We start from the raw sequence: 26,501 nt of genomic DNA, 5'->3' as shown, positions 1-26,501 counted from the left end.
GGGCAGAAGAAGAGACAAAAGCTCTGCTGCCAAGCGGGTGAGGAAACCCCACCCGCCTACGCGGTGGGGTAGTTCATTCCAAATCTCTCCTTAGATCGCATTAGATCGCAGCGCAGAAAGCTGCTCAGGATCTTGACCAAGGTGCTTTTGCCGGCTCCATTTCCCCCAGCAGACCGTGCATTGTGACTGCCTCCACCCGCAAAGACACATCGCGGTTTGCCTGTACCGCCCCAAAGTGCTTGTGGATGTGGAGCAGCTCCACCTTCATCCCGTTTATGCTAACCTGCCTCCGAGACCCAAAATCCCGAAGAATACAGTTGCTAAAGTTGCAAGCGCCAGTGCTAGGATAGCGTCAGCTCGCCGTCAGGCGTTGGCTACGGACGAGTTCAGCGTCGATCTGTGGTTCGCCCTGCTCCTCTGCTTCGCCCTTCTCCCCTGCCACCCATCTCAGATAGTAACCGCCTTAAAATCTTCTCAGGCAGCGCCAATCCAGCCCTAGCCCAGGAAGTAGCCCGTTACTTAGGCCTGGATCTGGGCCCGATGCTGCGCAAGCGCTTTGCCGATGGTGAGCTGTACATCCAAATCCAGGAGTCGATTCGCGGCGCCGATGTCTACCTGGTGCAGCCCACCTGCCGCCCGGTCAACGATCACCTGATGGAGCTGCTGGTGATCATCGATGCCTGCCGCCGCGCCTCGGCCCGCCAGATCACTGCCGTCTTGCCCTACTACGGCTACGCCCGCGCCGACCGCAAAACCGCCGGACGGGAAGCCATTACCGCCAAGCTGGTGGCCAATATGATCACCCAGGCAGGGGCACACCGGGTGCTGGCCATGGATCTGCACTCGGCCCAGATCCAGGGCTACTTCGACATTCCCCTCGACCACGTCTACGCCCAGCCGGTACTGCAGGCTTACCTCAAAGAAAAAGGCCTGCTCGACGAAGATATTGTGGTCGTCTCTCCCGATGTGGGCGGGGTAGCGCGGGCACGTGCCTTTGCCAAAAAACTCAAGGAAGCTCCGCTGGCAATCATCGACAAGCGCCGCCAGGCCCACAACGACGTGGAAGTCATGAACCTCATTGGCGATGTGCGCGGTAAAATTGCCATCCTCGTAGATGACATGATTGACACGGCAGGCACCATCTCGGAAGGGGCGAAGCTGCTGCGCAAGTCGGGAGCCAAGGCGGTCTATGCCTGCGCCATCCACCCTGTCTTTTCCGATCCGGCCATCGAACGCCTGCAGGGCGGTCTGTTTGAAGAGGTGATCGTCACCAACACCATCCCCATTCCTCCAGAGCGGCATTTTCCAGGCTTGACCGTCCTCTCGGTGGCGAACGTGCTGGGAGAGGCGATCTGGCGCATTCACGAAGACAGCTCCGTCAGCAGCATGTTTCACTAAGGTTTCTCCAGAGCATCGCTAAAGTATAGATAGTGGGTGCGGAACGGGCGTACCTAGCGGGGATCCTTTGCTTTTTGCCCTGTGAAGACCAACTCAGCAGGTGCCCCCCATCTATCGTGATGGACTGGGTAGAGCTAGCTTCCCAGCCGAGTTTTTCCCATGTCGCCTCCCATTTCTAGGTCACCAAGATCCGTTGTGAACAGTTTTGTTGCCGGGCAGGCCGCCGCCAGGGAAGAGCCGTCCCTTCAAACTGAACTGAAGACGGAGTCCGCTGCAGCGCTGTACCCGCTGTTGCAATTGCTGGGGCAACTGCTGAACGTCCCCTTGGTCTATCTAGAACTGGCCCAGCCGGGATCCAATCCCGACTCGCCTACAAAAGGGATCCTCTACCGCGACCCCCAGCGGATCCCTGGCAACGAGCCGCTCAGCCCCCCCGAATCTTGGCCCTTTCATGAAGCTTTTCCCCTGCTGGATGAGGGAGGGAGGTGGCTGGCGACACTTCACCTGCGGGGGGAGTGCCCTCGCCCACTGAGTCTCCCCGAACGGGGACAGATCAACCTCATCGCCCTCAGCCTGCGACACATCCTGCTCCAGGCCCAGGAGCAGCAACAAGCCCTCGCGGAACTTCGGGCGCAACTGCAGCACAGCCGCAGCACTGCCGCCCGCTACCAACAGATCTTCGAGAACGCTGTCGAAGGTATTTTTCAAACGACTCCAGAAGGGAAATATCTGGTGGCCAACCCGGCTCTGGCCCATATTTTTGGCTACGAATCCCCAGAAGATTTGATGCGCCACGTCTCCGATATCGGCTCTCAGATCTACGGCGACCCGGAGCAGCGATCTGAGTTCGTACAGCGCATGCTGAAGGAAGGCCAGGTCGTGCACGCCGAGCAGCAGGTGTGCCGCAAGGACGGCAAAAAAATCTGGATTTCTTTAAACGCCCGCACCCTGTACAACGAGCAGGGGGAGCCCCTCTATTTTGAAGGGTTTGTTACCGATATCACGGCCTCCCGCCAGCTTAAAGAACGGCAACAGCAACTGGAGGAAGCCCGCAGAGAGAGCGAGCATCGTTTTTTGCAACTGGCTAAGAACAGCCAGCAACTGTTTTGGATTTCAACGCTTTGCGGCAAAGAGCTGATTTACGTCAGCCCCGCCTGTGAAGCCATTTGGGGCCTTTCCCCTGCAGAGGCCTACGCCAATCCCCAGGCCTGGATGCGCCACATTCACCCTGACGACCGCTGGCTGTTCCCCGCCATTTTTCAAGCCCAACTTCAGGGCCAACCCACCGATGTGGTTTTTCGCCTCTGCCGCCCCGATGGCTGCATCCTCTGGCTGCGGGAACGCACCTTTCCCATCCTCGACAAAGAGGGCAAACTCTACCGGGTGGCAGGGATCGTCGAAGACATCACCGAGTCCAAGCAACTGGAAGCCGAACGTCGTCGTATAGAGCAAGCCTGGCAACAGAGCGCCAACCATTTCCGGCAGATCTTTGAGCTGGCTCCCAACGGCATTGCCCTGGTGGATTTGCAGGGGCGATTTATCCAGGTCAACGAGGCCTTTGCCCAGATCGTCGGCTACACCCCCGAAGAGTTGCAGCGTCGGCAACAACTGGACATCCTCCACCCCGACGATGTCAACCAACTGCTGGCGGCTAACGAGGCCCTCTTGACACGCAAAGTCTCCATCAGCCAGCGGCAGATTCGCTACATCCACCGTTCCGGCCAGGTTGTCCATGTGCTGTTCCAGGCCACCCTGCTTACCGATGAAGCCGGCCAGCCCACCCAGTTTCTCAACCAGGTGATCGACATCAGCGCCCGTGTCGAGGCAGAAATCGCCCTCAGAGAAAGCGAAGAACGCTTCCGCCAATCCTTTGAGCGGTCCCCGATTGCCAAGGCCATGACCCACCTGGATGGTACCTATTTTCAGATCAACGCCGCCTTCACCGAAACCCTAGGCTACACCCTAGAAGATCTCAAAGGCAAAACCGTCCTCGACATCACCCATCCTGACGACATTGCCGCCACCCTGGAGAGCACCAACCGCCTACTGGCCGGCGAGGTGCGCCACTGCGAGCAGGAACAGCGCTACATCCACAAGAACGGGCAAATCGTCTACGCCCTTCTCCGCATCACTCTGGTGCGCACTGCGCAGGGGGATCCCAGCTACTTTCTCAGCCAAATCCTGGACATCACCGAGCGCAAGCAAGCGGAGGCGGCCCTGCGCCAAAGCGAGCTGAGCCTGCGGGGCATCTTCGAGCAGTCGGCCCTGGGCATTTCCATTGTCAACCGACAAGGCCGTTACCTCAAGGTGAACCCCGCCCTGGAAGAGATCCTTGGCTACAGCGCTGCCGAATTGGTCAGCAGGAGTTTCTGCGACCTCACCCACACGGACGATATCGAGGAAGATTGGCGACTCTTCCAGGAAGTTGTGAACGGCCAACGGGATCGCTACCACCTGGAAAAACGTTACATCCACCGCAGCGGCAAGGTGGTTTGGTGCCGCCTGGCGGTCTCGGCAGTGCGGGATCCCGAAGGCAAAAACCTCTTCGTTATTGGCATTTGCGAAGATATTACTGAAGAAAGACAGGCGAAGCTGCAGATCCAGGCAGCCCTGCAAGAAAAAGAGATTCTGCTGCGGGAGATCCACCACCGTGTCAAAAATAACCTGCAGATCATCTCCAGCTTGCTGCGGCTCCAGGCGGATCAAATCAAAAGCCACAAGTATGCCCGCGTTTTTAAGGACGCCGGCAGCCGCATTCAGGCGATGTCTTTGATCCACGAGGGCCTGTACCCGTCCAACAACCTGGCTGCTGTGGATTTGAAGCAGTACCTCCACAATTTAATCTCCAATCTCTTCCGCTCCTACGGCGTGAACCCCGAGATCATTCGCGCCAGCATCCGCGCCGAAGGGATCCGCCTCAACCTCGACGACGCAGTTTTGTGCGGCCTGATCATCAATGAGCTGGTCACCAACAGCCTCAAATACGCCTTCCCCAAAGGCCGCAGTGGTCAGATCGACGTCCACTTTAAGCAAACCCGTACTCATACTCAGTTGCGCGTCTCTGACAACGGCATTGGCCTGCCCCGCAACTTCGATTTCAAGGAAACTCAATCTTTAGGTTTACAACTGGTTGCGACCCTCACCGATCAGCTCCAGGGCAAGATAGAATTGAGAAACAAGTCGGGTACCACTTTCATCATCACCTTTCCAAGGAGCCAGCCTTGAAGAAAGTTCCCATGCTTGCCAAAGGCAGCATTCTGGTTGTCGAAGACGAGAAGATCATCGCCAAGGATATTGCCAACGTCCTGAAAAAATTTGGCTATGCGGTGCCGGCCATCGCGTCCTCTGGCGAAGAAGCAATCCGACGGCTGGAGGAAATGTCGGTGGACTTGGTCTTGATGGACATCGTCTTGAAGGGAGATATCGATGGCATCGAAGCCGCCAAGCGAATCGGCGAGCGCTTCAACATTCCGGTGGTGCACCTGACGGCCTACGCTGATGAGGACACTCTTTCGCGCGTCAAGGAGACGCAGCCCTTTGGCTACATCATCAAACCTTTCAAAGAGCGGGAGCTCTACACCGCCATCGAAATTGCCCTGCACAACCACCGCCAGAGCCTAGAGAGCCGCAGGCTGGAGGAGAAAAGGCTGGAGGAGCTGCGACAAAAGCTGCAGCAGTTGCAGCAGTTTGCAGAGGTCAAGGGCACTTTGTTCAAGAAATTCTTGCAAGATCTGAGTGAGCTCCTCTCGAAGCTCAAGTTTGCCCTAGGCCTGCTCAAAGAGGCAGAGTCGGAGCAGAAGTGGCAGTACTACCTGCGGGTGCTGGAGGAAGAGTTTCACCGCGAGCTGGAACTGATTCATCAGACCTCTAACCTGGAAGATTTGCTAAACCTAGAAAATGTCGGGCTGTTGAGTCAGTTTAGCTTGTTGCGGCCCCAGGAGCCCAGCCGGAGTCGCCTGCTGGAAGAGGAGAAACCGGCGGCCATAGCTACGGCTACCCTCTCCGAGCCCCCCCCAGCGGTGGCCAATCCCGCTCCCCTGCCCAGCCCTGTCGCTGCCGAGGAGGCGATTACAGTGCCGCGGGTAACACTGCGCCCCCTCAACCAGACTCAGCTAGCAGAGCGGTTGGGGGTAGTGGTCTCCGCCATCACCTACTGGAAGTTCAAGAGTGGGTTTCCCGAGTGGAGCCGCAGCCGGGATCCCGACGGCATTTCTTGGCGCTACTCGCCCGACTCCAAGCGCTTTTCGCCCGTGCCTTAGCTAGCGCTGCACCACTTCCACCCGCACCGGCGCCAGCCCAGAGCGCACCATCCCCAGGGCCTCTGCTGCCCGTAGGGAGAGGTCGATAATCCGACCGGGGATGAAGGGGCCGCGATCGCTGATGCGCACGACGGCCTGACGCCCGTTACTCAGGTTGGTGACCCGCACCTCGGTACCGAAGGGCAGAGTGGGGTGGGCAGCCGTCATCTCATGGCGGGTGGGGTGCAGGTTATACCAGGAGGCGATCCCTTCCTGCACAGGCCCGACGGTACGGACAGGGGCAGGTTTTGGTTGAGCGGCTGTTTCTGGCTTAGGGCCTACAACAGTGGCCTTGGCGGCGAGAGCAGCCGGTTGAGGTAGGGCCGGAGCCGAAATGGGGGGCGCATCCAGCAGCAGACGGCGCAGACGATTGGCAGCCAAAACTGCTGTATCCACCGGGCGTTGGTTATCTGGCAGCAGGACTCCCTCGTCGATGCGCAGCAATTCCTCGCCGTTGACCTGAACTGCGTAGAGGGGATCCCCGGATTGGGGCTCTGCCCAAGCCAGGGTAATGGTCGTGTCCTTCAGGGATCCCTGGGCCATTTGGTTGAGCCGGGCCACCAGAGTGCTGGCCCGCAGCAGCGGCGACTCCAACCCGGGTTGCTCGACAAAGCTGACAACAGGTAGATCCCGAACGTAGACGGTGACCACCTGCCGCCCATCCATCTGGTAGTCGTAGAGGGTGGAGATGGGCTGTCTGGTTTGCTGCTGTTGTTCGCCGATCTTGAGGGTGGGTTCTTCTGTTGGCCGCGAAGGGATCGCCTGGCGAGATAGGAGGAGAGACTCCGAGTCCTGCGAGTGCAAGGTGCCGAGTTTGGCCGGCAGGGGAGCGTTGGGTTGGGAAGGGGAGACAAGGTCGGTTGCCGGGGAGAGCGAGTGGGCTTTGGGGGATGGCTGGGTTGCTCTGGCGCTGGGGGATCCGCTGCGAGTTGAGGCTTGTGCCTGCGAGTTTGGGCTGCCCAACATGCCTGCCGGCAAGCTGAGAGCCGTAACACAGAGACAGCCGACTAAGCCCACTTGGCGGGCGGGAGCCAGTCCCTGTCCAAGCCGCTTCCAATTTCGCATGAGGCCGCGCTCCTCTCGAAACTCCTGTACAACATCCAATGCGACAGTAAAACAGAAGCTAATGTACCATAGGTTTCTAAATTGACAAGCTTGCCCGGTCGAGGGCAAAAGCCTAAGTTCCGTCAGCACAAGGATTTTCGTCATCTTGGACTACCGCTCAGCAGGGGTTGACATCGATCTGGGCCGCGCCTTTGTCAAGGGGATTCGCGAGCGCGTTGAACGAACTAAAGTCCCGTTTTCAGGTTCTTCAGGAACCTTGGGGGGCATTGGGGGGTTTGCTGGCCTGTTCGAGCTGCCAGCAGGCTACCGAGTGCCGGTTTTGGTTGCCGGTACTGATGGGGTGGGCACCAAGCTGGAGATTGCCCAGCAGTGGGGGCAGCACCACGGAGTGGGCATCGACCTGGTGGCCATGTGTGTCAACGATGTGCTGACGGTGGGAGCCAAGCCGCTGTTTTTCCTGGACTATGTGGCTACCGGCAAGCTGGAGCCGGAAGCTCTCTGGCAGGTGATTGACGGCATTCTGGAGGGCTGCCAAGAGGCCGGCTGCCAACTGCTGGGGGGAGAGACGGCGGAGATGCCGGGGTTTTATCCGCCCGGCAAGTACGACCTGGCGGGATTTTGTGTCGGGATTGTCGAGAGGGCGGACATTCTCGACGGCTCGCGGGTGCAGGCTGGGGATCGGCTGTGGGCTTTGCCCAGCAGCGGCCTGCACAGCAACGGCTTCAGCCTGGTGCGGCGGATTGTGGCCGAGCGGGGCTGGCGCTGGGATCACCAGCCCTCTGGTTGGGATCGGCCTCTGGCGGAGGTGTTTCTCACCCCCACCCGCATCTACGTGCAGGCGGTGCAGCGGCTGCAAGCAGCAGGGATCCCCATCCACGGCATGGCCCACATCACCGGCGGCGGCATCCCGGAAAACTTGCCCCGCTGTTTGGCTCCTGACCAGGCGGCGCGACTAGAGCCCCACAGTTGGCCCATCCCACAGGAATTTCTCTGGCTGCAGGAGCAGGGCCAGGTGGAGACTTTGGAGATGTTCAACACCTTTAACCTGGGGGTGGGCTATGTGCTGGTGGTGCCCCCTGAGGCGGAAGATCAGGTGAGCTCACTGCTGCCCGAAGCCTTTCCCATCGGGGAGGTGGTGGCCGCCCGCCCTGGGGAGAGCCGAGTCTTGGGGTTGGAAGCGTGGGGATCCCTGGCCCCCTGAGCACCCCACCAAAAGGGGGGAGGGGATCCCGCTGCCGTTTGCTTATCCCCGCCGCCGCTGTGCTAAGTTTGCTGATGGCCTCAGCGCTGCCGCCTCTGTTGCTCTCAACCTCTGCCTGTTTCAAAACAAGGGCTGCGCGCTTTCGCATCTACGGACTTGGGCTGTTGGCCAACTCACGCTGACCCTCTAGGTTAGGAGCCGCCGATGATAGGTTTATCCACTGCTCCTGCAACCACGGCTGCCATCGAAGTGGAGCATCTGAGCAAAACCTACGGCAGCTTTACGGCCATTCGCGATATCTCTTTCCAGGTCAACGCCGGCGAGATCATGGGGTTTTTAGGGCCGAACGGCGCCGGCAAGACCACCTCCATGCGCATTTTGGCCGGGTATCTGCCCGCCAGCGAGGGGACGGCGCGGGTGGCCGGGTTTGATGTCCACGAAAACTCGATGGCGGTGCGGCAGCGCATCGGCTATTTGCCGGAAAACCCGCCCCTCTACCCGGACATGACGGTGGAGGCCTACCTGCACTTTGTTGCCCAGATCAAGCGGGTCAGCCCCGGCGACCGGCCCAGGCGGGTGGACGAGGTGATCCGCCGCTGCAGTCTGGAAGACAAGCGCCACACCTTGATCCGCAAGCTCTCTAAGGGGTACAAGCAGCGGGTGGGCCTGGCCCAGGCCCTGGTGCACGACCCGCCGGTGATCATCCTGGACGAGCCCACGATTGGGCTGGATCCCAAGCAGATCATCGAGGTGCGCAACCTGATCAAGAGCCTGGCGGGAGAGCACACCATCATCCTCTCCACCCACATCCTGCCGGAGGTGAGCATGACCTGCGACCGGGTGGTGATCATCAACCGCGGCCAGGTGGCGGCCATCGGCACGCCCGCCGAGCTGACGGCACAGGTGCAGGATCGGCAGCAGGCGAAGCTGGTGGTGGGCGCCCCTGAGGAAACGGCCATTCGGGCGGCCCTGCAAAACCTGCCCCAGGTGGAGGTGGTGAGTTTGCAGCCCCTGGGATCCGAGCCCCCTCGCTGGCAGGTGCAGCTTAAAAGCAACGTTGCTGCCGTTCGCGACAACGGGACAGAGTCCTTAGGCTGGATCCCGGAGGTGGCCAGGGCCCTGGTGCAGGCGGGGATCGACCTCTACGAGATTGGTCGTCCCCAGGCTTCTTTGGAAGAGATTTTCCTGCAGCTCACCACCCAAGAGGGATCCGCAGGCACATTGGAGGAAGCAGCATGAACGGAGCAGTGGCCATTTTTCGCAAAGAACTGCGCGGCTACTTCACCTCCCCCATTGCCTATGTGGTGGCGGCAGTACTCTGGGGGCTGGCGGGGTTTTTCTTCGTCAACATCTTGGTGCGGGTGATCAACTTCTCCCAGCAGGTGGATCTCTTTGCCCAGTTTGGCCAAGAGAACCCTTTTGATGCCGCCACCATCCTGTCGCAGCAGTTTCTCAACCTGCTGGGCACGCTTTCCTTATTTTTATTGCCTATCTTCACCATGAGCTCCTACGCGGAAGAGCGGCGGCGGGGCACCATGGAGCTATTGGCCACCTCCCCCATTACCAACTTGGAGGTGGCCCTGGGCAAGTGGCTGGCGGTCTGGGTGTTTTTTATGACGCTGCTGTTGCCACCGCTGGTCTACCACGTGCTGGTGCTGAGCAGCGCCACCCCGGCAGTGGACTACCGCCTAACCCTAATGGGCTATGTGGGACTTGCTCTGCTGGCGGGCAGCGTCATGGCCTTGGGGTTGTTCATCTCTTCCCTGACCGACAGCACCCTTATCGCGGCGGTGGCTACCTTTGGGCTAATCCTGCTGCTCTGGGTGATCGACGCGGCGGCCGGCCAGGAGAACAACTGGATTGCCGCTACCCTGAGGCATGTTTCTCTGCTGCAGCAATATAGCAACTGGGTGCAAGGGATCCTCAGCAGCAGTAGCATCGTCCTTTTCCTCAGCATTATCGTGCTGGGGCTGTTTGCCACGGTGCAATCGGTAGAAAGCCTGCGCTGGCAGCAAAGCTAGGGTTGTGTTGGGAGAAGTGCGGTGATGAAAGACTGGCGGGCGTTGGCAGATTGGGCGGGGATCGTCGGCCTTGGTGTGATTGCCATCGGCCTGCTGGTGGGATCCGCTCTCACCGGCTGGACGGCGGTGCCCCTCAGCCTCATGGCCACGGGCTTGGCTCTGGTGGTGGTTTGGGGCTTCACCCACCGGCAGGAGGTGAGCCTGTTCTTGGGGCTGCGCTCCACCCAGACCAACGCCAACATCCTGGTGGCGGTGGCGGCGATGGCCGTCATCCTGGTGCTGGTGAATGTGGTAGCGGTGCGCTACGACCTGCGCCTGGATCTCACCGAGGAGGGCCTGTTTACCCTGTCGCCTCAAACCCGGCAACTGGTGCAGGGATTGGCGCAACCCGTCAAAGTCTGGGTGGTTACCACGGCGCCGGATCCCAACCTGCGGGAACAACTGGAGCGCTACCGCCGCCTCAACCCCGAGCGCTTCCAGTTTGCGTTTGTCGATCCCAATCGGGATCCCCTCACCATTCAGCGGCTGCAGGTGACGCAAAACAACACCCTGGTGGTGGAGGCCGGAGAAAGCCGGCAGCAACTGCCCCAGCCCCCTGCCCCTGAGCTGGAGAGCAAACTGACCCCCGTCTTGTCTAAAGTGGTCAACCGCGGGGAGCTGCTGGCCTATTTCGTGCAAGGGCATGGGGAAGTGGGCCTAGAAGCGCGGGAAGGCACCCCCACCCTGGCCCAGGCCGTGGCAGCCCTGAGACAGGAGGGCTACCGAGTGGAGCCCTTGAACCTGGTGCAGGCCGAGATCCCTGACGAGACAGAGGTTTTGGTGTTGGCGGGGCCGCAGCGGGCTCTCTTCCCCGGCGAGGTGGAGAAGCTGCAGGACTACCTGGCCAAGGGAGGACGGCTGCTGCTGCTCATTGGGCCGCGGGTGGATGCCGGCTTGGATCCCTTGCTGGAAGAGTGGGGCGTGGTTTTGGGAGATGACATCCTTATCGAGGTGAGCAGCGTCAGCCAACTCCTGGGCACGGGGCCGGCAGTTGCCCTAGTTACCACCTACGGGGATCACCCCATCACCGCCCCCTTGGCCGAGCAGCGGCTGATGACCCTCTTTCCGCTGGCCCGTTCGGTGGAAACCCAAGCCCGCGAAGGGATCCAGGCCACACCCTTGCTGCGCAGCAGTCCGCAGAGCTGGGGAGAGACCAGCCCCAACCTGGAAGCTGGCCCCGTGCAATTTGACCCGGATCAAGACAAGCCCGGCCCCCTGACCTTGGGCGTAGCCCTGACCCGGCAGGTGAAAGGCGATCAGAACAACTCAGAAGCCCAGGAGTCGCCGACCGAGGCCCGCCTGGTGGTGATCGGCAACGTCAACTTTGCCCTCGACGGCAACCTGAGGCAGCAGGGCAACCGCGATCTTTTCCTCAACACGGTTAACTGGCTCACCGAGCGAACTGAACAAATCTCCATCCGCCCCAAATCCATTACCGATCGCCGTCTCACCCTGACCGGCCAAAACTTCCGCTGGCTGGTGCTGGGATCGACGGTACTGCTGCCGCTGGTGGCGTTGGGAGCAGGGGCTGTGCTCTGGTGGCAAAGGCGGTAGGGCCGAAGGAGGACAAGCATGTTCAAGCGCAGCACCTGGATTCTTTTGGGCTTGGCAGTGGCTGCTCTGCTGGGGTATTTCCTCTTCGATAACTTCCAGCAACTGCGGCAGCAGCAGCAGGCGGAGCGGGCGCGGCTCTTTCACTTTGCCCCCGACACCATTGCCCGCATCGAGATCCGCCAACAGAAAGACAGCCAGCCAGAAGTTATCCTGCTGGAGCGGGCCCCAGAAGGAGAAGAGGGATCCCGTTGGCGCATCCGCCAGCCCATCCAGTCAGCGGCGCTGGACTTCCCGGTGGAGCAACTTCTCAACACCTTCTCCCGCCTCACGCCTCAAATCACGTTGGAAGGGGCCGAGGATTTGGGGGCTTTCGGCCTGGATCAGCCGCGCCACCAGATTGCCCTCTTCCCCAAAGAAGGGGATCCCTACCGTCTGGCCATCGGCAACGACAACTTCGATGGCTCCGGCTTCTACGCTCAGCCAGAAGGCGGAGAGGTTGTGCTCTTGGCCAGCGCCCAGAAGGGATCCCTGCTCCCCTCCCTGCTGGCTTTGCGGGACAAGACTCTGCTGCGTTTCGAGACGGCGGCAGTGAAGTCTCTGCAGGTGCAGTTGGCCGAGGCGGATCCAGAGGTTGTTCGTTTGCAGCGGCAAGAAGATACTTGGCAGATCGTTGAGCCCAGGGAGCTGCCCGCCGATGACCTCAACGTCGATCGCCTGCTCAACACCTTATCCCGCCTGCAGGCGGTGGAGTTCCCGGCTGAAACCAAGGCGGAGCTGGCTCCTTATGGTCTGGAGAAGCCTTCTGCTCAGCTAAGCGTTGAGCTCAAAGACGGCAAAACCCTGAGCGTGGCCTTGGGATCGGAAAAAGACGGTCAAGTCTATGTCATCACCTCCGAGCACCCGGCGGTGGCCGCCCTGCTCACCAGCACCGCCGACATTCTCCGCTCCGACTTCGAGGAGCTGCGGGATCACCGCCTTGCTCACCTCAACCCCAACCAGGTGGGTCAAGTCACCCTGGAATCCCAAGGAGAGCGGGTTACCCTCAACCCCCTGCCCCAGGAGAAGGGATCCCTGGAGCTGCGCTGGGAAAATCCGGAGCGACCGGGCCAGCCTGTAAATCTCAGCTCTCTCTTCTCCAGCCTCAACGCCGCCCGCGCCAAGGAGTTCGTGCCGGAAACGGATCCCGACGCCCAAAAAGCCCTGGCCGAGCCGGATCTGAAGCTGACCTTTGAGCCCAAGCCCGACACGGATCAGGAGCCCTTGACTCTACGCTTGACCTCCTCCGGCCTGCGCGCCTACGCCCAAAGCAGCCGCCAGCCGGATGTTGCTGTCATCGACCTGAGCACCTTCAACAGCATAGAAACGGAGGTTAAGCGTCTCCTGGAGACCACTACTGAGGAGGAAAGCCAGCCAGAGAGCTCCCCTCCCACCGCCTCTCCCCAAAGTCCTTAAGCGGGGGTAGCCGCTTGCTTCTCCTGCGGTTGGGATCCCTTTCTCAAAGCTTCCCCCTGAATGGTGAGCACCGAGCAGGGAGCACGGTGGAGCACGTAATTGCTGACGCTGCCTAGGAACAGCTCGCTCAAGCCGGAGTGGCCGCGGCGGCCCACCACGATTAGATCCGCATTCCAAGAGCGGGCCAAGTCGCAGATAACCCGACCAGGGTTGCCATAGTGGAGGTTGTACTCAGCAGGGATCCCCTGCTCAGCCGCTTTCTCCACCAGCGAGCGCAGGTAGTCTATTTGGTTTTGCTCGAAGATGGCGCACTGCTCCCGATAAGACTGCCATAGCTCAGCACTGATGGTGGAGCTGTAATCTACACCTAGAATCATGGGTGGCTCTGGAGCTCCGGGCTCTTCCTGAGACAGGACATGGAGGATCATCATGCTGGCCTGCATGGCCTTCGCCACCTGGACGGCCCGCTGAAATACCCCTTCGCTCAGCTCCGACCGATCCACCGCCACCAAAATCCTGCTGAACATACCGACTTCCTCCAAATGGCTAACAGATGGGCAAAAGAAAGACAAGGTTTGACTTCGGTTTCGACTCCAAGTTCCTCTTTTCTTTGCCCTCATCTATCTGTGTTGTAGAAGATCTGGGCGAGAAAACCGCGGGCATCTCGGATGACCTGTCGGGTTGGCAATGAAAGTTCAGAGATCTTGACACAGGTCAGAACGCATCGTCCTGGGCCGCCCACTCCAACACCGCCTGCAGCGCCTCGGCTTGCTCTTGCCAGACTTGGTCGAGGGGAGTGCCCCGCCGGAGTTCCAGCGTCAGAGTGGGGATCTGCCGTTCCTGCCCCGCCCAGGTGCCCAGTGAGCCAGGGGTGGGATAGCCAATGTCGTCCGTTACCGGCAGGCGATTGTGAGCGGCCATCGCCTGGGCCAGCTCGAGAGCAGGGCCGTTGTAATTTACGCAGGGATTGCTTTGGCAGGAGTGGGCAGAAAGGATAAACTGAGGCCGAATCTGGGCCAAACTTGCCAACAACGCCTGTGTCTCGGGCTCGGAGCCTGGGGCTGGCCCCGGCGGATAGCGAGCTTCCAAAGAGGCCGCAACCCAATCTTGCGTGGGCAGATTGCGGTTAAGATCCACGCCGTTGGCATTGAGCCGTTGCCCCAGGGCACAGCCATCCGGGTTCAGACGGGGGATCGCCCAAAGCGCAGCCTTGCTCTCCAAGGATCCCCATTTCCCAGAAGCCAGGTAGCGCTCGATTAAGCCGTAGCCCTCCACCTCATCCCCATGTACCCCACCGATTAGCAGGAACGAGCGAATCCCGCGGGTGAGCTGCCAGAGGTGGATGGGGCGCCCTTGCAGAGAGTAGCCAAGCACATGCGGGGAGCCCGAGGGTTGAGCAGCGGCGGATTCTTGAGACCTGATGAGAGAGGCTATCCCCAGTCCCTAGAAGGGGATCTCATCCGGGTTCGGCAGAGAGGCGACATCCCCTTCGGACGACTTCAAGCTTGTGGACTCACCTGTCGCCGACAGAGAGAGAACCTGTGCGGATCCCAGTTGATGGATGCGGCGGGCGGTGATCTCCGCCTGCTTTTCCTTGCGCCCATCTCGCTCCACCACGTTCATGTGCAGTTGGCCCTCCACTGTGATGTGGTCGCCGACGTGGCAAGTATCTACGACCCGCTGGGCCAGCTCTCCAAAGGAAGCAACCCGCACTTGGTACGGTGGCTCCTCCGGGCGCAAGCTGGGGAAGCGCAGCACCAGCGAGGTAACGGCCAAGTTGTCGGGAGTGTAGCGCAGCTCCGGCTCGCTCGCCACTTCCCCCATCAAGACAATCGAGTTCATGACAAAGCTATTGAAAGGCTATCAGGGCGTTAAAAGAAGGCAGCTCAAGTACTTCTACCATGCCTCCAGACCGCGATCCCGTCAACCTAATCCAAGCGTAGAGTCATGTAGCGCAGTATGCTCTCGTTGATGCGCAGATTTTTCTCCCAGGTGGCTACTGCCCTTGGCTCGGCCTCGTAGTTGAACTGGATGTACAGGCCTTCCTTAAACTTTTTCATCTCAAACCCAGCAAAGCGGCGCTTGCCTCTGTTGGTAATTTCCAGGCCGGTCGCCCCGTTTTCTCGTAGAAGCGACTCCTGCTCGGTGAGGAGTTGTTGCAGGGGTTCGTCCGAGATGTCGGGGCGCACGATCAGCATCGTCTCGTAGGCGCGGGGCATGGAAGCCAGTTCTCCTTGGGAATCCAAATCAAAAGAAGCAGTAAACCATCCTAGCTTCTCCTTGTGACAACCGAAAAGGGCCACAGCTCAATTCTCCGCCCCTCTACAGCGACCAAAGCGGGTGGGCCTCTTCACAAGAGGGGATCCGTTGTCCGATACAATAGGGAATGCTTCGATAGCCGCCGGTTGGCTTAGCCAAGACACTCTCAGTCGATATCTGGGGTTCCAAGCATGAGCGCAGATGAAGTTTACAGCCGTGTTCGCAAGATCGTGTCCGATCAACTGGGCGTAGAGGACGACAAAGTGACCCTGGAAGCCAATTTCCAGAACGACCTAGGAGCCGACAGCCTCGATACGGTAGAGCTGGTCATGGCGTTTGAGGAGGAATTCGATCTGGAAATCCCCGATGAAGATGCGGAGGGCATCGCCACCGTGCAGGATGCCGTCAACTATATCCTCTCCAAGAAAGCTGCCTAAGCTGGGAGAGGGGGTAGGCCTCCCCCTTCCTCCTCGAGGGGGAGTGCTAAGGAAGAGTACTCACGGTTGTCTATGGATCCTGCCGCCGCTCCTATGTCCGTCCCGCCCAACTCCCAGCGTCGCGTTGTGATCACGGGGCTGGGGGCGATAACCCCCCTTGGCAATTCTTCCGCCGAGTTTTGGCAGAGCTTGTTGGCAGGGCGATCTGGCATTGGGCCGATTACCCACTTCGACGCCTCCCGCCACGAGTGCCGCATTGCCGGGGAGGTGAAGGGCTTTGATCCCCTCGACTACCTGGATCGCAAGGACGTCAAGCGCACCGACCGCTTCGTCCATCTGGCGCTGGCCGCCACCCAACAAGCGCTGGAGGACGCCCAATTTCGTATTACCGATCTCAACGCCGAGCAGGTGGGGGTAATCTTGGGCACTGGCATTGGCGGCATCCGGGTTTTGGAAGAGCAGCAGACCATCTACTTGCAAAAGGGGCCGGATCGCTGCAGCCCCTTCATGGTGCCGATGATGATCGCCAACATGGCGGCGGGCCACGTGGCCATTCACTTTGGCGCCAAGGGGCCCAATTCCTGCACGGTGACGGCCTGTGCTTCCGGCTCCAACGCCATTGGCGATGCCTTTCGGCTTATCCAGCGAGGGGAAGTGCAGGTGGCCATTACAGGGGGCACAGAAGCGGCAGTGACTCCCCTGTCGGTGGCGGGGTTCAGCGCTATGAAGGCCCTTTCCACCCGCAATGAGGCTCCCGAACAGGCCTGCCGGCCCTTTGACCGGGAGCGGGATGGCTTTGTGATGGGGGAGGGAGCGGGGATCCTCCTGCTGGAGGAGCTGGAACATGCCCGCGCCCGCGGCGCCAAGATCTATGCCGAGATCGTCGGCTACAGCCTTACCTGCGACGCCCACCACATCACCAACCCTGCCCCCGCCGGCGAAGGCGCTGCCCGCGCAATGCGGCTAGCCCTCAAAGATGCAGGGATCCGGCCTGAAGAGGTGCAGCACATCAACGCCCATGCCACCAGCACGCCTGTGGGAGATGTTGCCGAGGTGCAGGCCATCAGGGCAGTTTTCGGCGAGCATGCCCCTCGCCTGGCCATCAGCGCCACCAAGTCCATGACCGGTCACCTCTTGGGGGGGGCAGGCGGCATTGCCACGGTGGCGACGGCCCTGGCCATCTACCACGGCTGGGTTCCCCCCACCCTTAACCTGGATAACCCCGACCCCGAGTGCGAAGGGTTGGACTTTGTGCCCTACAAGGCGCGGCAGATGGCTGTTGACGTGGCCCTGGTCAACGCCTTTGGGTTTGGGGGGCATAACGTGACCTTGGCCCTGCGCCGCTACTCTGCTGATTGAGGGATCCCGCCTATGTCCATCCCGGAAGGCTCCGCCCCCTCTGTTCGCCAGCAGGCTTTGGCCGCCTTGACGGCGGAGCTGACGCAGCAGGGCCATCCCCCCGAATACGCCCAGCACATGGCAGCGGCAGTGATTTTTCAGGCCGATCTGGATCTCTGTTCAGCCCAGTTGGCGCGGCTCTTGAGTTGGCTTAAGCAAAACCACCCGCAGCTCTACTCAGAGGCGGTGCAACTGGTGGATGCCACCCGCGAGGAGTTTGAGCGGCGGGTTCAAAGGGGATAGGTGGGCCGTAGGGGCCTGAGATGCCAACGCTAGGATAGGGGGGATCTCCTTACCCCCAGGCTCACTACTCATGGCTGCGGAACTGCTTCCCTCTCCCAAGAGGAGAGAGGCGGGGGGGTGAGGGAAAAGTTTCGTTGACCCGCTAGAGATGGCTACTACAGATGCGAAGTTCCCCGAGCAGATAGCTCAGCCGTCTTCTCAGGAAGAGCCTGAAAAGGGATCCCTGCTGCTCCACGTGGGCGGCATGAGCTGTGCCGGCTGCGTTCGTACTGTCGAGCAAGTCTTGCTCAATCAGCCGGGGGTGGTCAAAGCCAGCGTTAATTTGGTTACCGAATCGGCCCTTGTGGAATTTGCCCCTGGCAGCCGGCCTGACCCCGAGCATCTGGCCCGCATCTTGACAGAGGCGGGGTTTCCCAGCTCCTGCGCTGCCGATTCTCCCCAAGGTCGAGCTCCTTCCCCAGATGGATGGGATCATGCCTTGGATGCGCCCGCTGATCCCATCGCGCGGCAGCGGCGGCAAACCCAAGCCCAGATTCGCCAGGCCTTCACCGCCGCTTTTTTACTGCTCATCTCTGCTGCCGGCCACCTGGATCTGTTCGCCCGCCTGGGCTTGCCCGTCCTCAACGACGTCTGGCTGCACTGGGGGTTGGCGACGTTGACCTTCGTCGGCCCGGCCCGCAACCTTGTCCTGGACGGCTGGCTGGCGGCGCGGCGGCTGGCCCCCAACATGAACACCCTAGTCACCCTGGGATCCGGATCCGCCTACCTGGCTAGTTTGGTGGGGTTGTTGGCCCCGCAGGTGGGCTGGGAGTGCTTTTTCGACGAGCCGGTGATGCTGCTCAGCTTCATCCTGCTGGGGCGGGCCCTGGAGCAGCAGAGCCGTCTGCGGGCCGCCGGCAGCTTGCAGGCCTTGCTGAGCCTGCGCCCCAGCTTGGCTCGCCGAGTGCCACCCCAAGAGACTGCGGGATCCCTGACCTCAGAGGGAGAGTGGTGCCCCCTCGAACAAGTGCAGGTGGGGGATTGGCTGCAGGTGCGGGCTGGCGAACAGATCCCCGTGGATGGAGAAGTGATTGCCGGCCAGGCCACGGTGGACGAGGGCATGCTCACCGGCGAATCCCTACCTGTATTCAAACAGCCAGGGGATCCGGTCGTGGCCGGGACGGTCAACCAATCGGGATTGCTGCTGTGTCGGGCTACGCGCACCGGCAAAGACACCACCCTGGCCCAGATCATCCGCCTGGTGGAAGAAGCCCAAGCCCGCAAGGCCCCCATCCAGAGCCTGGCCGACCGGGTGGCCGGTTACTTCACCTACGGCGTGGTGGCACTGGCTCTTCTCACCTTTGCCTTCTGGTACTGGATCGGGATCCCGCTCTGGGGAAGCGAGATCCTGATGGGGGTTGGTCTCCACTCCTCTCTGCACCTAGGGGATCACCCCCCCCATCCCACCCCTCTGCTCCTTAGCCTTAAGCTGGCCATCTCGGTGCTGGTGGTGGCCTGCCCCTGCGCCCTGGGATTGGCTACACCCGTAGCCATTTTGGTGGGCACCGGACTGGGCGCGGAGCGGGGACTGCTCATCCGCGGCGGCGATGTCCTGGAGAAAACCCACCGCCTGCAAACAGTTGTCTTCGACAAAACCGGCACCCTCACCCAGGGGGATCCGCACCTAACCGATTGCCTTGCCCTCGACCCTGCCCTGGATCCGGCTCGGCTGCTGCAACTGGCGGCCACAGTAGAAAGCGGCACCCGCCATCCTCTGGCCCAAGCCATTTTGGGGGCCGCCCGCGAGCGGGGACTGGCCTTGCTTTCTGCCGACGAGTTTCACACCCAGCCGGGAGTGGGGGCCTCGGCGCGGGTGGAAGGGCAAGAGATCCTCTTGGCCTCCCTAGAGGGGCTTGCCGCCCTGGGGATCCCGCTTTCTCCTGAAGCGCAGGCCCAAGCCAAGGCGCTGCTGCAAGCCGTCAAAACGGTGGTGGGCGTGGCCCTGAACAGATCCCTGGTGGGGCTGTTGGCGGTGCAGGATCCCTTGCGGCCCGATGCCCAGGCAACCCTGCAACAGCTCCAGAAAATGGGCCTGCAGGTGGTCTTACTGACTGGGGATCGGGCCGAGGTGGCCCAGCAGGTGGCCCAAGCTCTACAGGTGCCAGGGATCCGCGTCATTGCCGAGGTGCAGCCGGCAGATAAAGCCCAGGTTATCCGAGATCTGCAGGCCCAGGGCCAGAGAGTTGCCATGGTGGGCGATGGCATCAACGACGCTCCCGCCTTGGCCCAAGCCGATGTGGGCATGGCCCTGCACTCTGCTACCGCTGCCGCCCTAGAGACTGCCGATATCATCCTCATGCGCAACCGCCTCTGGGACGTTGTGGAAGCCATCCGCCTTAGCCGCGCCACCTTCCGCAAAATCCAGCAAAACCTCCTCTGGGCCTTCGCCTACAACCTGGTCGGGATCCCGGTGGCCGCCGGCGCGCTTCTGCCCGGATTCGGCCTCGGCCTCAGCCCCGCTCTAGCAGGCGGCCTCATGGCCTTTAGCTCCCTCAGTGTAGTCCTCAATTCGCTCCTTCTCAAGCGAACTTTTGTATTCAGTGGATCCTCTGATGGTCAGAGTTAAAAAGTATTAAAAACTACAAATATCCCACCTGCTATCTGTTGCTGTTTCCGAAGTTTTGCTGGACTTTTGCCACAACTTCCGCTCCATTGAGGCCGAGAGAGTGGGGACTCTGGTTAAGTTTGATTGAAAAGATGAATTAGCTGTAACTTTTGAGCATCTAAGTGTAGAATCGAGCTTAAGCTTGCCCGGAGTTGCCCTTTTTTGTAACTTGCTTAGCAAGGGAAAAACCGAGAAAATACTGAAAAGTCGGGATCCAATAGGTGGAGGGAGCGCGGAAACATGGCAATGCTCGGAGATCTTCAGGAATTTTCCCTAGCCGACCTGTTGCATTTGATGGAAAAAGGAAAGAAAACGGGCCAACTGTCGGTTTGGGCACCTACTGGCATTTATCGAGTTTGGCTGTATCAGGGGCGAGTGGTGGCGGCCTTGTCTCCCCAAGAAGAGCACCGGTTGGAGCGCTTGCTGGTGCGCTTAAACCTGGTCAGCGAGCAGGTGGTGGCGGAGTTGGCCTTCCTCTGCAGCTTGCAGGAGCCTCTAGGCCTTTGCCTGCAGCGGCAAGGGTTGATCTCGCCGGCAGCTCTGGCCAAGCTCTTCCGCCATCAACTGCAAGTGGGGCTCTACAGCCTCTTTGCCCTAGAAGCTGGCCAGTTTAGCTTTTTGCCCAACGTGCCCCTGCCCTACCGCGAGATGACCGGCCTAAGCAAAGGGGCCAGCGCCGTGGTTCTGGAAGCGCTGCAGCAACTTCGGTTGGAGCAGCGCCCGGAAGAAAACCTGCCCCAGCCGGACAGCTACTTCTGGCGCACCAGCACCGAGCTGCCCTTGTACAAACTCTCGCCGCTGGAGTGGGCAATCCTAGAGCAGATTTCCCCCGCTCGTAACCTGGTTGAGTTGGCTCAATCCCTGAAGGCAGATCTCTTGGAAGTGCGCTATTCCTGTGCCCGCCTGGCCAAGTTGGGGCTCATCAGCCCCTGCGACAGCTCGGCGGCTACGCCTCAACCTGCGCTCGCGGCGGCTTCTAAGTTTCTTTCCACCCTTCGGGAAGAGAAGGAGCCGGTTAAGCCTTCTTTGGTCAGCCGCCTCTCTACCCTCCTCAAAACCATTCGCGAAAAATAAGCCGGTAGGGTAAAATCTTATGGCATTTCCCCATGCCGGCTTTACGAAGTTAATTTAGGTAAAGATGAGCTGAATGGTTGTAACGGATCTAGATCAGAGCGACACAATAGTGATAGGAATTGATGCCAAAATCCTACGCAGCTCAATGCCTAGACCCTATCTCTCCAATGAAATCGTTCGTCAGTAGAATTGCTGCTAGCTCGAGTGCTTGAGCAAAGGTAGCTTTGCCGTTGCTACACGGTTGTTGTCTGGGAATCACCGGATGAGAATGATAGTGTCTTTGAGGATCCCTGAAACTAATGGAGGCTAAAGAATTGCTATGGCCATCGTTGGAGACCTCCAGGAATTTTCTTTGCCCGATCTGTTGCAGCTCGTCGAAAAAGGCGGCAAAACAGGGCAACTTTCCATCTGGGCCCCAAACGGCATCTACAAAATCTGGTTTTATCAAGGTCGGGTAATTGCGGCTCTGCCCCCCGAAGAGGAGCATCGCTTGGAGAGTTTATTGGCCCGTTCGGGCCTGGTCAGCGAGCGGGTGGTGGAAAAGCTGGCTTCTTTCTGTGGACTGGAAGAGCCGCTGGGGCGGTGTTTGCAGCGGCAAGGGTTGATCTCGCCGGCAGCTTTGGCCAAGCTCTTCCGCCACCAACTGCAGGTGGGGCTCTACAGCTTGTTTGCTCTGGAAGCGGGCCACTTCAGCTTCCTACCTAACGCACCCATGCCTTATCGGGAGATGACTGGCCTAAGCAAGGGGGCCAGTGCTTTGGTTCTAGAAGGGCTACAGCAGCTTAAGCTCGATCAGTTTCCTGAGGAGAACCTGCCGCAGCCGGACAGCTATTTCTGGCGCACCAGCACTGAGCTGCCCCTGTACAAGCTCTCTGCCTTGGAGTGGGGGATCCTGGAGCAGGTTTCGCCTTCGCGCCGGCTGACCGACCTAGCCCGGCTGCTGGGGGCAGATCTTCTGGAAGTTCGCTATGCCTGCGCCCGCCTGGCCAAGCTGGGGCTCATCAGTCCCTGTGATGGCCCAACGACTATTGCTTCTGCTTCTCTCGCGGCTTTCTTGGACAAGTCGGCAACAGCAGCAGACAACCTAGAAACCGCAAAGGAGAAGCTGAACGCCAAGCAGCTTCCCTCCCAAGAAGGGAATGAGCAGGTTAAGCCCTCCCTCGTTGCGCGACTTGCCACTTTACTGAGGGGAGTTCGTGATAGATGATTTTTTGGGAGCAGAAATCTTTGGGTAGATCTCTGCGTTATTATCTTTTGCAGCAGGTATAAGAACAGATGGAAAAATGACGAAAAGGGCTGAAAGCGGGGAGAGAAAGAATGGCTAACTTATCCTCTTTGCAGGCAATTCTCCAGAACTACATTTCCAGCACGCCAGGAATTCAAGGAGCGGCTGTGGTTACTCCTGATGGGTTGCCATTGGCATCCACATTGCCCATGGGCATGGACGAGGAAAGAACCTCGGCCATGTCTGCTGCCATGCTTTCTTTGGGGGAGCGGATTGGGAAAGAGTTGGGTCGTGGGACCATAGAGAGGGTCTTTGTGCAGGGAGAAAAGGGATATGGAGTTTTAACCAGTTGCGGCCCCGATGCTGTACTGCTGACGATTGCCAGCGATGAAGTAAAGCAGGGCTTGCTGTTTTTGGAGATGAAGCGAGCCGCGGCAAGTATTGCGGAAGCCATGAAGTAGAGAGGCTAAGTGGAGAAGCTGAGCTTGATTTTGACTTGATTCTGAGGGAACTATGGCTATCAAACCTTTGGAGCTGCTGCAAGTCTTGATCTCGCGCACCGAATTTACAGATGAAGATAAGAAGATTTTGCAGCAAAGTGCCGACTGGGGCAGCAGCATCGCTACAGAAATGTCGGATACCTTTTACGGCTATTTGGATCGCGATGCCGAGATGGCGACCATCATTGCCAAGCATAACCGGCAGCGGCTGGGCCAGACTTTTGCCGACTGGTTTAAGGAAATGTTCACAGGCATGGACAACTGGGGCCCCCAGTATGCCGAGCGCCGCTGGAAAATTGGCTTAGTTCATGTGCGGGTTGGCATCGGTCCTCAACACGTGGTGCCGGCCATGGCGACGGTTGTCCAGGAGGTGAGTCGTCGGCTGGTCAAAGAGGGCAAGCCCGAACAACTGCGGATGAGCCTAAGCAAAGTTTGTATGATCGACCTTTCCTTTATTGAGCAGGCCTATCTTGAGGTGGCCTATAATGCTGTACAGCAAGAAACAGGCATGAGCGAGGCTTTGTTTAAGCGCTTGATCGCTACCGGGGCTAACAGCTTAGCTTCCTCTTGATTAATAATCTTAATTAATTGGGTTAGGATAGGTGGGCCTGCGCTGGGGGCTTGGAGCTGAGAGCTATGGACAATATTCTCCGCATTGTTGTAACCGGGCCGGTGGGAGCTGGAAAGTCCACTTTTATTCGCACCATTAGCGAGATCGAAGTGGTCGATACGGATCGCAAGGCCACCGATGAGGTGGCAGAGCTTAAGAAGAGCACAACAGTCAGCATGGACTTTGGCCGCCTGAGAATTGGCGAAGAGGAAGAAGAGATGTGGCTGCATCTCTACGGCACTCCCGGCCAGGCCCGTTTTAGCTTTATGTGGGATATTTTGATTAGGCGTGCCCACGGATATATTCTTTTGGTACCTGCCCACCTGCCCGGCCAGTTTCGCAATGCCCAGGCCATTCAAGCCTTTATGAGAGCTAGGACAAGTGCTCCCTCAGTTATCGGGATCACTCATGTCGATCACCCCAATGCCTGGGATCCAGAAGACATTTTGCTGATCTTGAACAACCAAGATGGCTCGGTTCCCCACACAACCTTAAATGCTCAGGAGCCGGCTTCTGTGGCCAATACGCTGCTCCTATTGGTTGAGCAACTGATGCCCCAAGTGGTCGCCTGAGAGAAGGTAGCCAAGACGGCTCAGCCTCTTCCGGCTTCTTGTAGGTACTGCCTCGGAAGCAGAAGATGCTAAGGAATGTTAAGCTAAGGGGGACTTGGATCAGGTAAGCCTCATGGAGTCCCTCTACGTCAGCGGAGAGTTTTCCCGTAGCTTTGTCAACCCCCCTATCTACTCAGCCATTGCCCTGTTTAGCTTCTTTGCTGTTATTTTCGGCCTCATCTTTAAAGACAAGTTGGAGTACCAGGTAGCCCTTTGGCAGCGGAACCGAGAGCGCCAAGGCCAGATTCCCTACCGCACGCCAGGGGTGATCCTCACCTACAGTCTCTGCTGTGGGTTTGCCTTTGGCTTTGTGGCTGCCTGTTTGCACGTGTTTGGCTTATCCTTGGCTTTGGCTGCCTTGGTCGGCGGGATCCTTGTCTTCAGCACGGCAGGATTGATCTGGTGGCGGCTGGGATCCCTGATGGATCTATTGGCGGTGGGGGGATCCCAGGCTATTGATATCGATTCTTACGGGGCAGGGGCTATTTTGGGTTCTAAGGCGGCGACGCCCACGGAAGAAGAATAGGGTACTGATGCAGAACTTTTGGCAGGCCATCGCCCAGCACCTTTCTAAAATTACAGGGGATCCCTTAGATCCCCTTCACTTCCGTTCTGTAGGCGGGGGCAGCATCAACGCTGCCTACCAGCTTTCCTGTGCGCTTCAGGCTTCTTCCGGCCAGGAAAGGCGGGAATACTTTGTCAAGGTAGCGCGGGGGGGAGAGGGGGCGCTGGAGATGTTCGCGGCAGAAGCAGCGGGCCTGCAAGCCTTAGCGGCTGCCAACGCCGTGCGAGTGCCGCAGCCGATTGCCTGGGGATCCCTAGATGGGCAGGCTTACCTGGTGCTGGAATACCTGGAGCTGACCTCACCCCGCCCCCAAACGGGGAGTTTACTGGGATCCCAGTTGGCCCAGTTGCACCGCACGCTCTCCCCCAACGGCAGCTACGGCTGGGATCGCAATAACACCATCGGCTCGACGCCGCAGATCAACAGTTGGCGGCAGAACTGGTTGGACTTCTACCGGGAACAGCGACTGCTCTACCAGGTCAAGCTGGCCTGCCAGCGGGGTTACCGCGGCGCGTGGGTAGCCCAAGCCGAGCGGGTCATGGCGGAGCTGGAGACTTTCTTTCGGGACTACCGGCCCGTCCCGTCTCTGCTCCATGGGGATCTCTGGGGTGGCAACTACGGCGCCTTGCCCGATGGCTCGCCGGTGATTTTCGACCCGGCCACCTACTACGGGGATCGGGAGACGGATCTGGCGATGACTGAGCTTTTTGGCGGCTTTCCACCGGAGTTCTACCAGGCCTATCAAGAAGCCTATCCGCTGGATGAGGGGTATTCCCGGCGCAAGCCTCTTTACCAGCTCTACCACTGGCTTAACCATCTCAACCTGTTCGGAGAGGGCTACCTGGGCTCGGTGCAGCGGGCCTTGCAGCAATGCTTGCGCTTTCTTGGATAATCCCTCTCCCGCAAAGGGAAGAGCCAGCCGGCAGCTAGCGGCTCTTTTCTGGCGCAGCTTCCCCTGCCATGACTACAGCCCCCATATCTCCCAGCAGGCGGGACTGGTTGCGCAATATCCCCAATAGGTTTAGCCGGTTGGCCCGCAGCCTGGGATCCGGATCCATGACCAAAACCGCCTCGAAAAAGCGATCCACTGCAGGGGCTGCTGCCTGCAGACCCTCCACCAGCGGGGTAAAGTCTCCTTGGAAGGCTGGCTCCACCCCCAGCCGGTAAACCCTTTGACAGGCCTCGTACAGCTCCCGTTCTGCCGCCTCCTGAAACAGGCTGGGATCCACGGCAGCCGCTGGATTCAGCACGGCGTAGTCCAAATCTCCCTGGGCGGCCAGGCGGGCGCAGCGGTTGAGGGTGGGGTAGAGATCCGCCAATTCTTCAGTAGCTCGAAGATGTTGTAAGTACTCGGCCCGCAGCAGGGTGAGGGGCAGGTTGCTCAAAGCCCGCAAGGTCAGTTCCGCTTTCTGGGGATCCTCTGTCTGCACGGATTCAGGATCCCCGACCACGGCTCTGACCAAGTCATAGTCGATTCGCTTTTCCTCCTGCAGAAGGATTTGCAGCCGCTGGGCGAGAAACTCCTGCAACGCTTTTAAGGTCTTTTCATCTCCCGCCGCATACTCCTGCACCACCTGGCGCAGGAGCTGATTGACATCCAACCTCCAGCCGGCCTCCCAGGCAATCAGCACCAGGCTGTTGGCAGCCCGCCGCAGGGCAAAGCGATCCGAAGAACCCGTGGGGATCTGCCCCAGGTGGAACATGCCCACCAAGGTGTCCAGGCGATCTGCCCAGCCCACCACCCGCCCGGTCAAAGAGGTGGGCAGAGCCTCCCCTGCCCCCAGGGGCCAGTAGTGCTGCTCGATCCCCTCTGCCACGGCTTCCGGCTCGCCGTCATGGCGGGCGTACTCGGCGCCCATGATCCCCTGCAGCTCCGGGAACTCGTACACCATTTGGGTAACCAGATC

26 protein-coding genes are annotated in these 26,501 nt (G+C 59.7%); 19 read left to right on the top strand and 7 right to left on the bottom strand.

Annotated elements, in window-relative coordinates; translation table 11 throughout:
* Nucleotides 1–124: 124 nt before the first annotated feature.
* The gene (locus NW841_RS02995; protein WP_414365112.1) at nucleotides 125–268 is read right to left on the bottom strand and encodes a hypothetical protein; all 144 of its coding nucleotides are present in this window, start codon (nucleotides 266–268) and stop codon (nucleotides 125–127) included.
* A 131-nt stretch (nucleotides 269–399) separates the two neighbouring features.
* Here NW841_RS02995 and NW841_RS02990 point away from each other — a divergent pair, with 131 nt between their 5' ends.
* The 3 genes from NW841_RS02990 (at nucleotide 400) to NW841_RS02980 (ending at nucleotide 5,657) form a co-directional block, all read left to right on the top strand.
* On the top strand, nucleotides 400–1,398 hold the full coding sequence (locus tag NW841_RS02990) for a ribose-phosphate pyrophosphokinase (protein WP_414365113.1): 999 nt from the start codon (nucleotides 400–402) through the stop codon (nucleotides 1,396–1,398).
* 195 nt (nucleotides 1,399–1,593) lie between these two features.
* Nucleotides 1,594–4,623 (top strand): PAS domain S-box protein, encoded by a 3,030-nt coding sequence (locus NW841_RS02985; protein ID WP_414385288.1) that lies wholly within the window; start codon nucleotides 1,594–1,596, stop codon nucleotides 4,621–4,623.
* On the top strand, nucleotides 4,620–5,657 hold the full coding sequence (locus NW841_RS02980; RefSeq protein ID WP_414365116.1) for a response regulator: 1,038 nt from the start codon (nucleotides 4,620–4,622) through the stop codon (nucleotides 5,655–5,657). The genes NW841_RS02985 and NW841_RS02980 overlap by 4 nt, the downstream gene beginning before the upstream one ends.
* On the opposite strand, the gene NW841_RS02975 is transcribed toward NW841_RS02980, so the two are convergent.
* The gene (locus tag NW841_RS02975; protein WP_414385286.1) at nucleotides 5,658–6,800 is read right to left on the bottom strand and encodes a septal ring lytic transglycosylase RlpA family protein; all 1,143 of its coding nucleotides are present in this window, start codon (nucleotides 6,798–6,800) and stop codon (nucleotides 5,658–5,660) included. It abuts the gene before it with no gap.
* Between the two features lie 106 nt (nucleotides 6,801–6,906).
* Here NW841_RS02975 and purM point away from each other — a divergent pair, with 106 nt between their 5' ends.
* The 5 genes from purM to NW841_RS02950 all read left to right on the top strand — a co-directional run bounded on the left by purM (nucleotide 6,907) and on the right by NW841_RS02950 (nucleotide 13,028).
* The gene (purM, locus tag NW841_RS02970; RefSeq protein ID WP_414385283.1) at nucleotides 6,907–7,962 is read left to right on the top strand and encodes a phosphoribosylformylglycinamidine cyclo-ligase; all 1,056 of its coding nucleotides are present in this window, start codon (nucleotides 6,907–6,909) and stop codon (nucleotides 7,960–7,962) included.
* A 204-nt stretch (nucleotides 7,963–8,166) separates the two neighbouring features.
* Entirely contained in the window at nucleotides 8,167–9,201 is a 1,035-nt protein-coding gene (locus tag NW841_RS02965; RefSeq protein WP_414385281.1) for an ABC transporter ATP-binding protein, read from the top strand.
* Complete coding sequence (locus NW841_RS02960; RefSeq protein ID WP_414385280.1) at nucleotides 9,198–9,983, top strand: ABC transporter permease; 786 nt, start codon at nucleotides 9,198–9,200, stop codon at nucleotides 9,981–9,983. The genes NW841_RS02965 and NW841_RS02960 overlap by 4 nt, the downstream gene beginning before the upstream one ends.
* A 24-nt stretch (nucleotides 9,984–10,007) precedes the next feature.
* Nucleotides 10,008–11,576 carry a GldG family protein gene (locus NW841_RS02955; protein ID WP_414385279.1) on the top strand — a complete coding sequence of 523 codons (1,569 nt, stop codon included), beginning with the start codon at nucleotides 10,008–10,010 and terminating at the stop codon, nucleotides 11,574–11,576.
* 18 nt (nucleotides 11,577–11,594) lie between these two features.
* Nucleotides 11,595–13,028 carry a DUF4340 domain-containing protein gene (locus tag NW841_RS02950; protein ID WP_414385277.1) on the top strand — a complete coding sequence of 478 codons (1,434 nt, stop codon included), beginning with the start codon at nucleotides 11,595–11,597 and terminating at the stop codon, nucleotides 13,026–13,028.
* On the opposite strand, the gene NW841_RS02945 is transcribed toward NW841_RS02950, so the two are convergent.
* The 4 genes from NW841_RS02945 to rpsF form a co-directional block, all read right to left on the bottom strand.
* Nucleotides 13,025–13,555, bottom strand: a complete 531-nt coding sequence (locus NW841_RS02945) for a universal stress protein (protein ID WP_414365129.1) — start codon at nucleotides 13,553–13,555, stop codon at nucleotides 13,025–13,027. The genes NW841_RS02950 and NW841_RS02945 overlap by 4 nt on opposite strands.
* A 187-nt stretch (nucleotides 13,556–13,742) precedes the next feature.
* Nucleotides 13,743–14,402 (bottom strand): M14 family zinc carboxypeptidase, encoded by a 660-nt coding sequence (locus NW841_RS02940; protein ID WP_414385274.1) that lies wholly within the window; start codon nucleotides 14,400–14,402, stop codon nucleotides 13,743–13,745.
* Nucleotides 14,403–14,471: 69 nt separating this feature from the next.
* The gene (locus NW841_RS02935) at nucleotides 14,472–14,870 is read right to left on the bottom strand and encodes a single-stranded DNA-binding protein (RefSeq protein ID WP_414365133.1); all 399 of its coding nucleotides are present in this window, start codon (nucleotides 14,868–14,870) and stop codon (nucleotides 14,472–14,474) included.
* 86 nt (nucleotides 14,871–14,956) lie between these two features.
* Nucleotides 14,957–15,247, bottom strand: coding sequence for a 30S ribosomal protein S6 (gene rpsF, locus NW841_RS02930; RefSeq protein WP_414365135.1), 291 nt, complete (start codon nucleotides 15,245–15,247; stop codon nucleotides 14,957–14,959).
* Nucleotides 15,248–15,478: 231 nt separating this feature from the next.
* On the opposite strand from rpsF, the gene NW841_RS02925 reads away from it, so the two are divergent.
* The 11 genes from NW841_RS02925 to NW841_RS02875 all read left to right on the top strand — a co-directional run bounded on the left by NW841_RS02925 (nucleotide 15,479) and on the right by NW841_RS02875 (nucleotide 25,486).
* Nucleotides 15,479–15,724 (top strand): acyl carrier protein, encoded by a 246-nt coding sequence (locus tag NW841_RS02925; RefSeq protein WP_011431644.1) that lies wholly within the window; start codon nucleotides 15,479–15,481, stop codon nucleotides 15,722–15,724.
* A gap of 93 nt (nucleotides 15,725–15,817) precedes the next feature.
* A complete protein-coding gene (fabF, locus tag NW841_RS02920) occupies nucleotides 15,818–17,083 on the top strand; it encodes a beta-ketoacyl-ACP synthase II (protein WP_414385272.1) in 1,266 nt (421 codons plus the stop codon).
* A 12-nt stretch (nucleotides 17,084–17,095) separates the two neighbouring features.
* Nucleotides 17,096–17,365 (top strand): hypothetical protein, encoded by a 270-nt coding sequence (locus NW841_RS02915; RefSeq protein ID WP_414385270.1) that lies wholly within the window; start codon nucleotides 17,096–17,098, stop codon nucleotides 17,363–17,365.
* A 148-nt stretch (nucleotides 17,366–17,513) separates the two neighbouring features.
* Complete coding sequence (locus tag NW841_RS02910; RefSeq protein WP_414385268.1) at nucleotides 17,514–19,970, top strand: heavy metal translocating P-type ATPase; 2,457 nt, start codon at nucleotides 17,514–17,516, stop codon at nucleotides 19,968–19,970.
* 279 nt (nucleotides 19,971–20,249) lie between these two features.
* On the top strand, nucleotides 20,250–21,083 hold the full coding sequence (locus NW841_RS02905; protein WP_414385265.1) for a DUF4388 domain-containing protein: 834 nt from the start codon (nucleotides 20,250–20,252) through the stop codon (nucleotides 21,081–21,083).
* Between the two features lie 319 nt (nucleotides 21,084–21,402).
* Nucleotides 21,403–22,290 carry a DUF4388 domain-containing protein gene (locus NW841_RS02900; protein WP_414385263.1) on the top strand — a complete coding sequence of 296 codons (888 nt, stop codon included), beginning with the start codon at nucleotides 21,403–21,405 and terminating at the stop codon, nucleotides 22,288–22,290.
* 110 nt (nucleotides 22,291–22,400) lie between these two features.
* Entirely contained in the window at nucleotides 22,401–22,769 is a 369-nt protein-coding gene (locus NW841_RS02895; RefSeq protein ID WP_414365145.1) for a roadblock/LC7 domain-containing protein, read from the top strand.
* A 52-nt stretch (nucleotides 22,770–22,821) separates the two neighbouring features.
* On the top strand, nucleotides 22,822–23,379 hold the full coding sequence (locus NW841_RS02890; RefSeq protein ID WP_414371607.1) for a protoglobin domain-containing protein: 558 nt from the start codon (nucleotides 22,822–22,824) through the stop codon (nucleotides 23,377–23,379).
* 65 nt (nucleotides 23,380–23,444) lie between these two features.
* Entirely contained in the window at nucleotides 23,445–23,990 is a 546-nt protein-coding gene (locus tag NW841_RS02885) for a GTP-binding protein (RefSeq protein ID WP_414371605.1), read from the top strand.
* Nucleotides 23,991–24,084: 94 nt separating this feature from the next.
* Nucleotides 24,085–24,555: a hypothetical protein gene (locus NW841_RS02880; protein ID WP_414385262.1), complete on the top strand. Its 471-nt coding sequence runs from the start codon at nucleotides 24,085–24,087 to the stop codon at nucleotides 24,553–24,555.
* 7 nt (nucleotides 24,556–24,562) lie between these two features.
* Nucleotides 24,563–25,486 carry a fructosamine kinase family protein gene (locus NW841_RS02875; protein ID WP_414365690.1) on the top strand — a complete coding sequence of 308 codons (924 nt, stop codon included), beginning with the start codon at nucleotides 24,563–24,565 and terminating at the stop codon, nucleotides 25,484–25,486.
* A 34-nt stretch (nucleotides 25,487–25,520) separates the two neighbouring features.
* Here the strand turns inward: NW841_RS02875 and NW841_RS02870 are convergent.
* Nucleotides 25,521–26,501, bottom strand: a 981-nt coding sequence (locus NW841_RS02870) for a glycine--tRNA ligase subunit beta (RefSeq protein WP_414385260.1), incomplete at its 5' end; no start/stop codon positions are given.

Origin of the sequence: Synechococcus sp. H60.3 (assembly GCF_047462295.1) — a bacterium.
In the GTDB taxonomy this organism is placed as follows: domain Bacteria; phylum Cyanobacteriota; class Cyanobacteriia; order Thermostichales; family Thermostichaceae; genus Thermostichus.
This window is presented reverse-complemented; position numbering and strand designations above follow the sequence as displayed.

Coding starts and splice junctions, on each gene's coding strand:
- NW841_RS02995 (WP_414365112.1), bottom strand. CDS start 268: ATGAAGGTGGAGCTGCTCCACATCCACAAGCACTTTGGGGCGGTACAG.
- NW841_RS02965 (WP_414385281.1), top strand. CDS start 8,167: ATGATAGGTTTATCCACTGCTCCTGCAACCACGGCTGCCATCGAAGTG.
- NW841_RS02960 (WP_414385280.1), top strand. CDS start 9,198: ATGAACGGAGCAGTGGCCATTTTTCGCAAAGAACTGCGCGGCTACTTC.
- NW841_RS02955 (WP_414385279.1), top strand. CDS start 10,008: ATGAAAGACTGGCGGGCGTTGGCAGATTGGGCGGGGATCGTCGGCCTT.
- NW841_RS02950 (WP_414385277.1), top strand. CDS start 11,595: ATGTTCAAGCGCAGCACCTGGATTCTTTTGGGCTTGGCAGTGGCTGCT.
- NW841_RS02945 (WP_414365129.1), bottom strand. CDS start 13,555: ATGTTCAGCAGGATTTTGGTGGCGGTGGATCGGTCGGAGCTGAGCGAA.
- NW841_RS02935 (WP_414365133.1), bottom strand. CDS start 14,870: ATGAACTCGATTGTCTTGATGGGGGAAGTGGCGAGCGAGCCGGAGCTG.
- rpsF (WP_414365135.1), bottom strand. CDS start 15,247: ATGCCCCGCGCCTACGAGACGATGCTGATCGTGCGCCCCGACATCTCG.
- NW841_RS02925 (WP_011431644.1), top strand. CDS start 15,479: ATGAGCGCAGATGAAGTTTACAGCCGTGTTCGCAAGATCGTGTCCGAT.
- fabF (WP_414385272.1), top strand. CDS start 15,818: ATGTCCGTCCCGCCCAACTCCCAGCGTCGCGTTGTGATCACGGGGCTG.
- NW841_RS02915 (WP_414385270.1), top strand. CDS start 17,096: ATGTCCATCCCGGAAGGCTCCGCCCCCTCTGTTCGCCAGCAGGCTTTG.
- NW841_RS02910 (WP_414385268.1), top strand. CDS start 17,514: ATGGCTACTACAGATGCGAAGTTCCCCGAGCAGATAGCTCAGCCGTCT.
- NW841_RS02905 (WP_414385265.1), top strand. CDS start 20,250: ATGGCAATGCTCGGAGATCTTCAGGAATTTTCCCTAGCCGACCTGTTG.
- NW841_RS02900 (WP_414385263.1), top strand. CDS start 21,403: ATGGCCATCGTTGGAGACCTCCAGGAATTTTCTTTGCCCGATCTGTTG.
- NW841_RS02895 (WP_414365145.1), top strand. CDS start 22,401: ATGGCTAACTTATCCTCTTTGCAGGCAATTCTCCAGAACTACATTTCC.
- NW841_RS02890 (WP_414371607.1), top strand. CDS start 22,822: ATGGCTATCAAACCTTTGGAGCTGCTGCAAGTCTTGATCTCGCGCACC.
- NW841_RS02885 (WP_414371605.1), top strand. CDS start 23,445: ATGGACAATATTCTCCGCATTGTTGTAACCGGGCCGGTGGGAGCTGGA.
- NW841_RS02875 (WP_414365690.1), top strand. CDS start 24,563: ATGCAGAACTTTTGGCAGGCCATCGCCCAGCACCTTTCTAAAATTACA.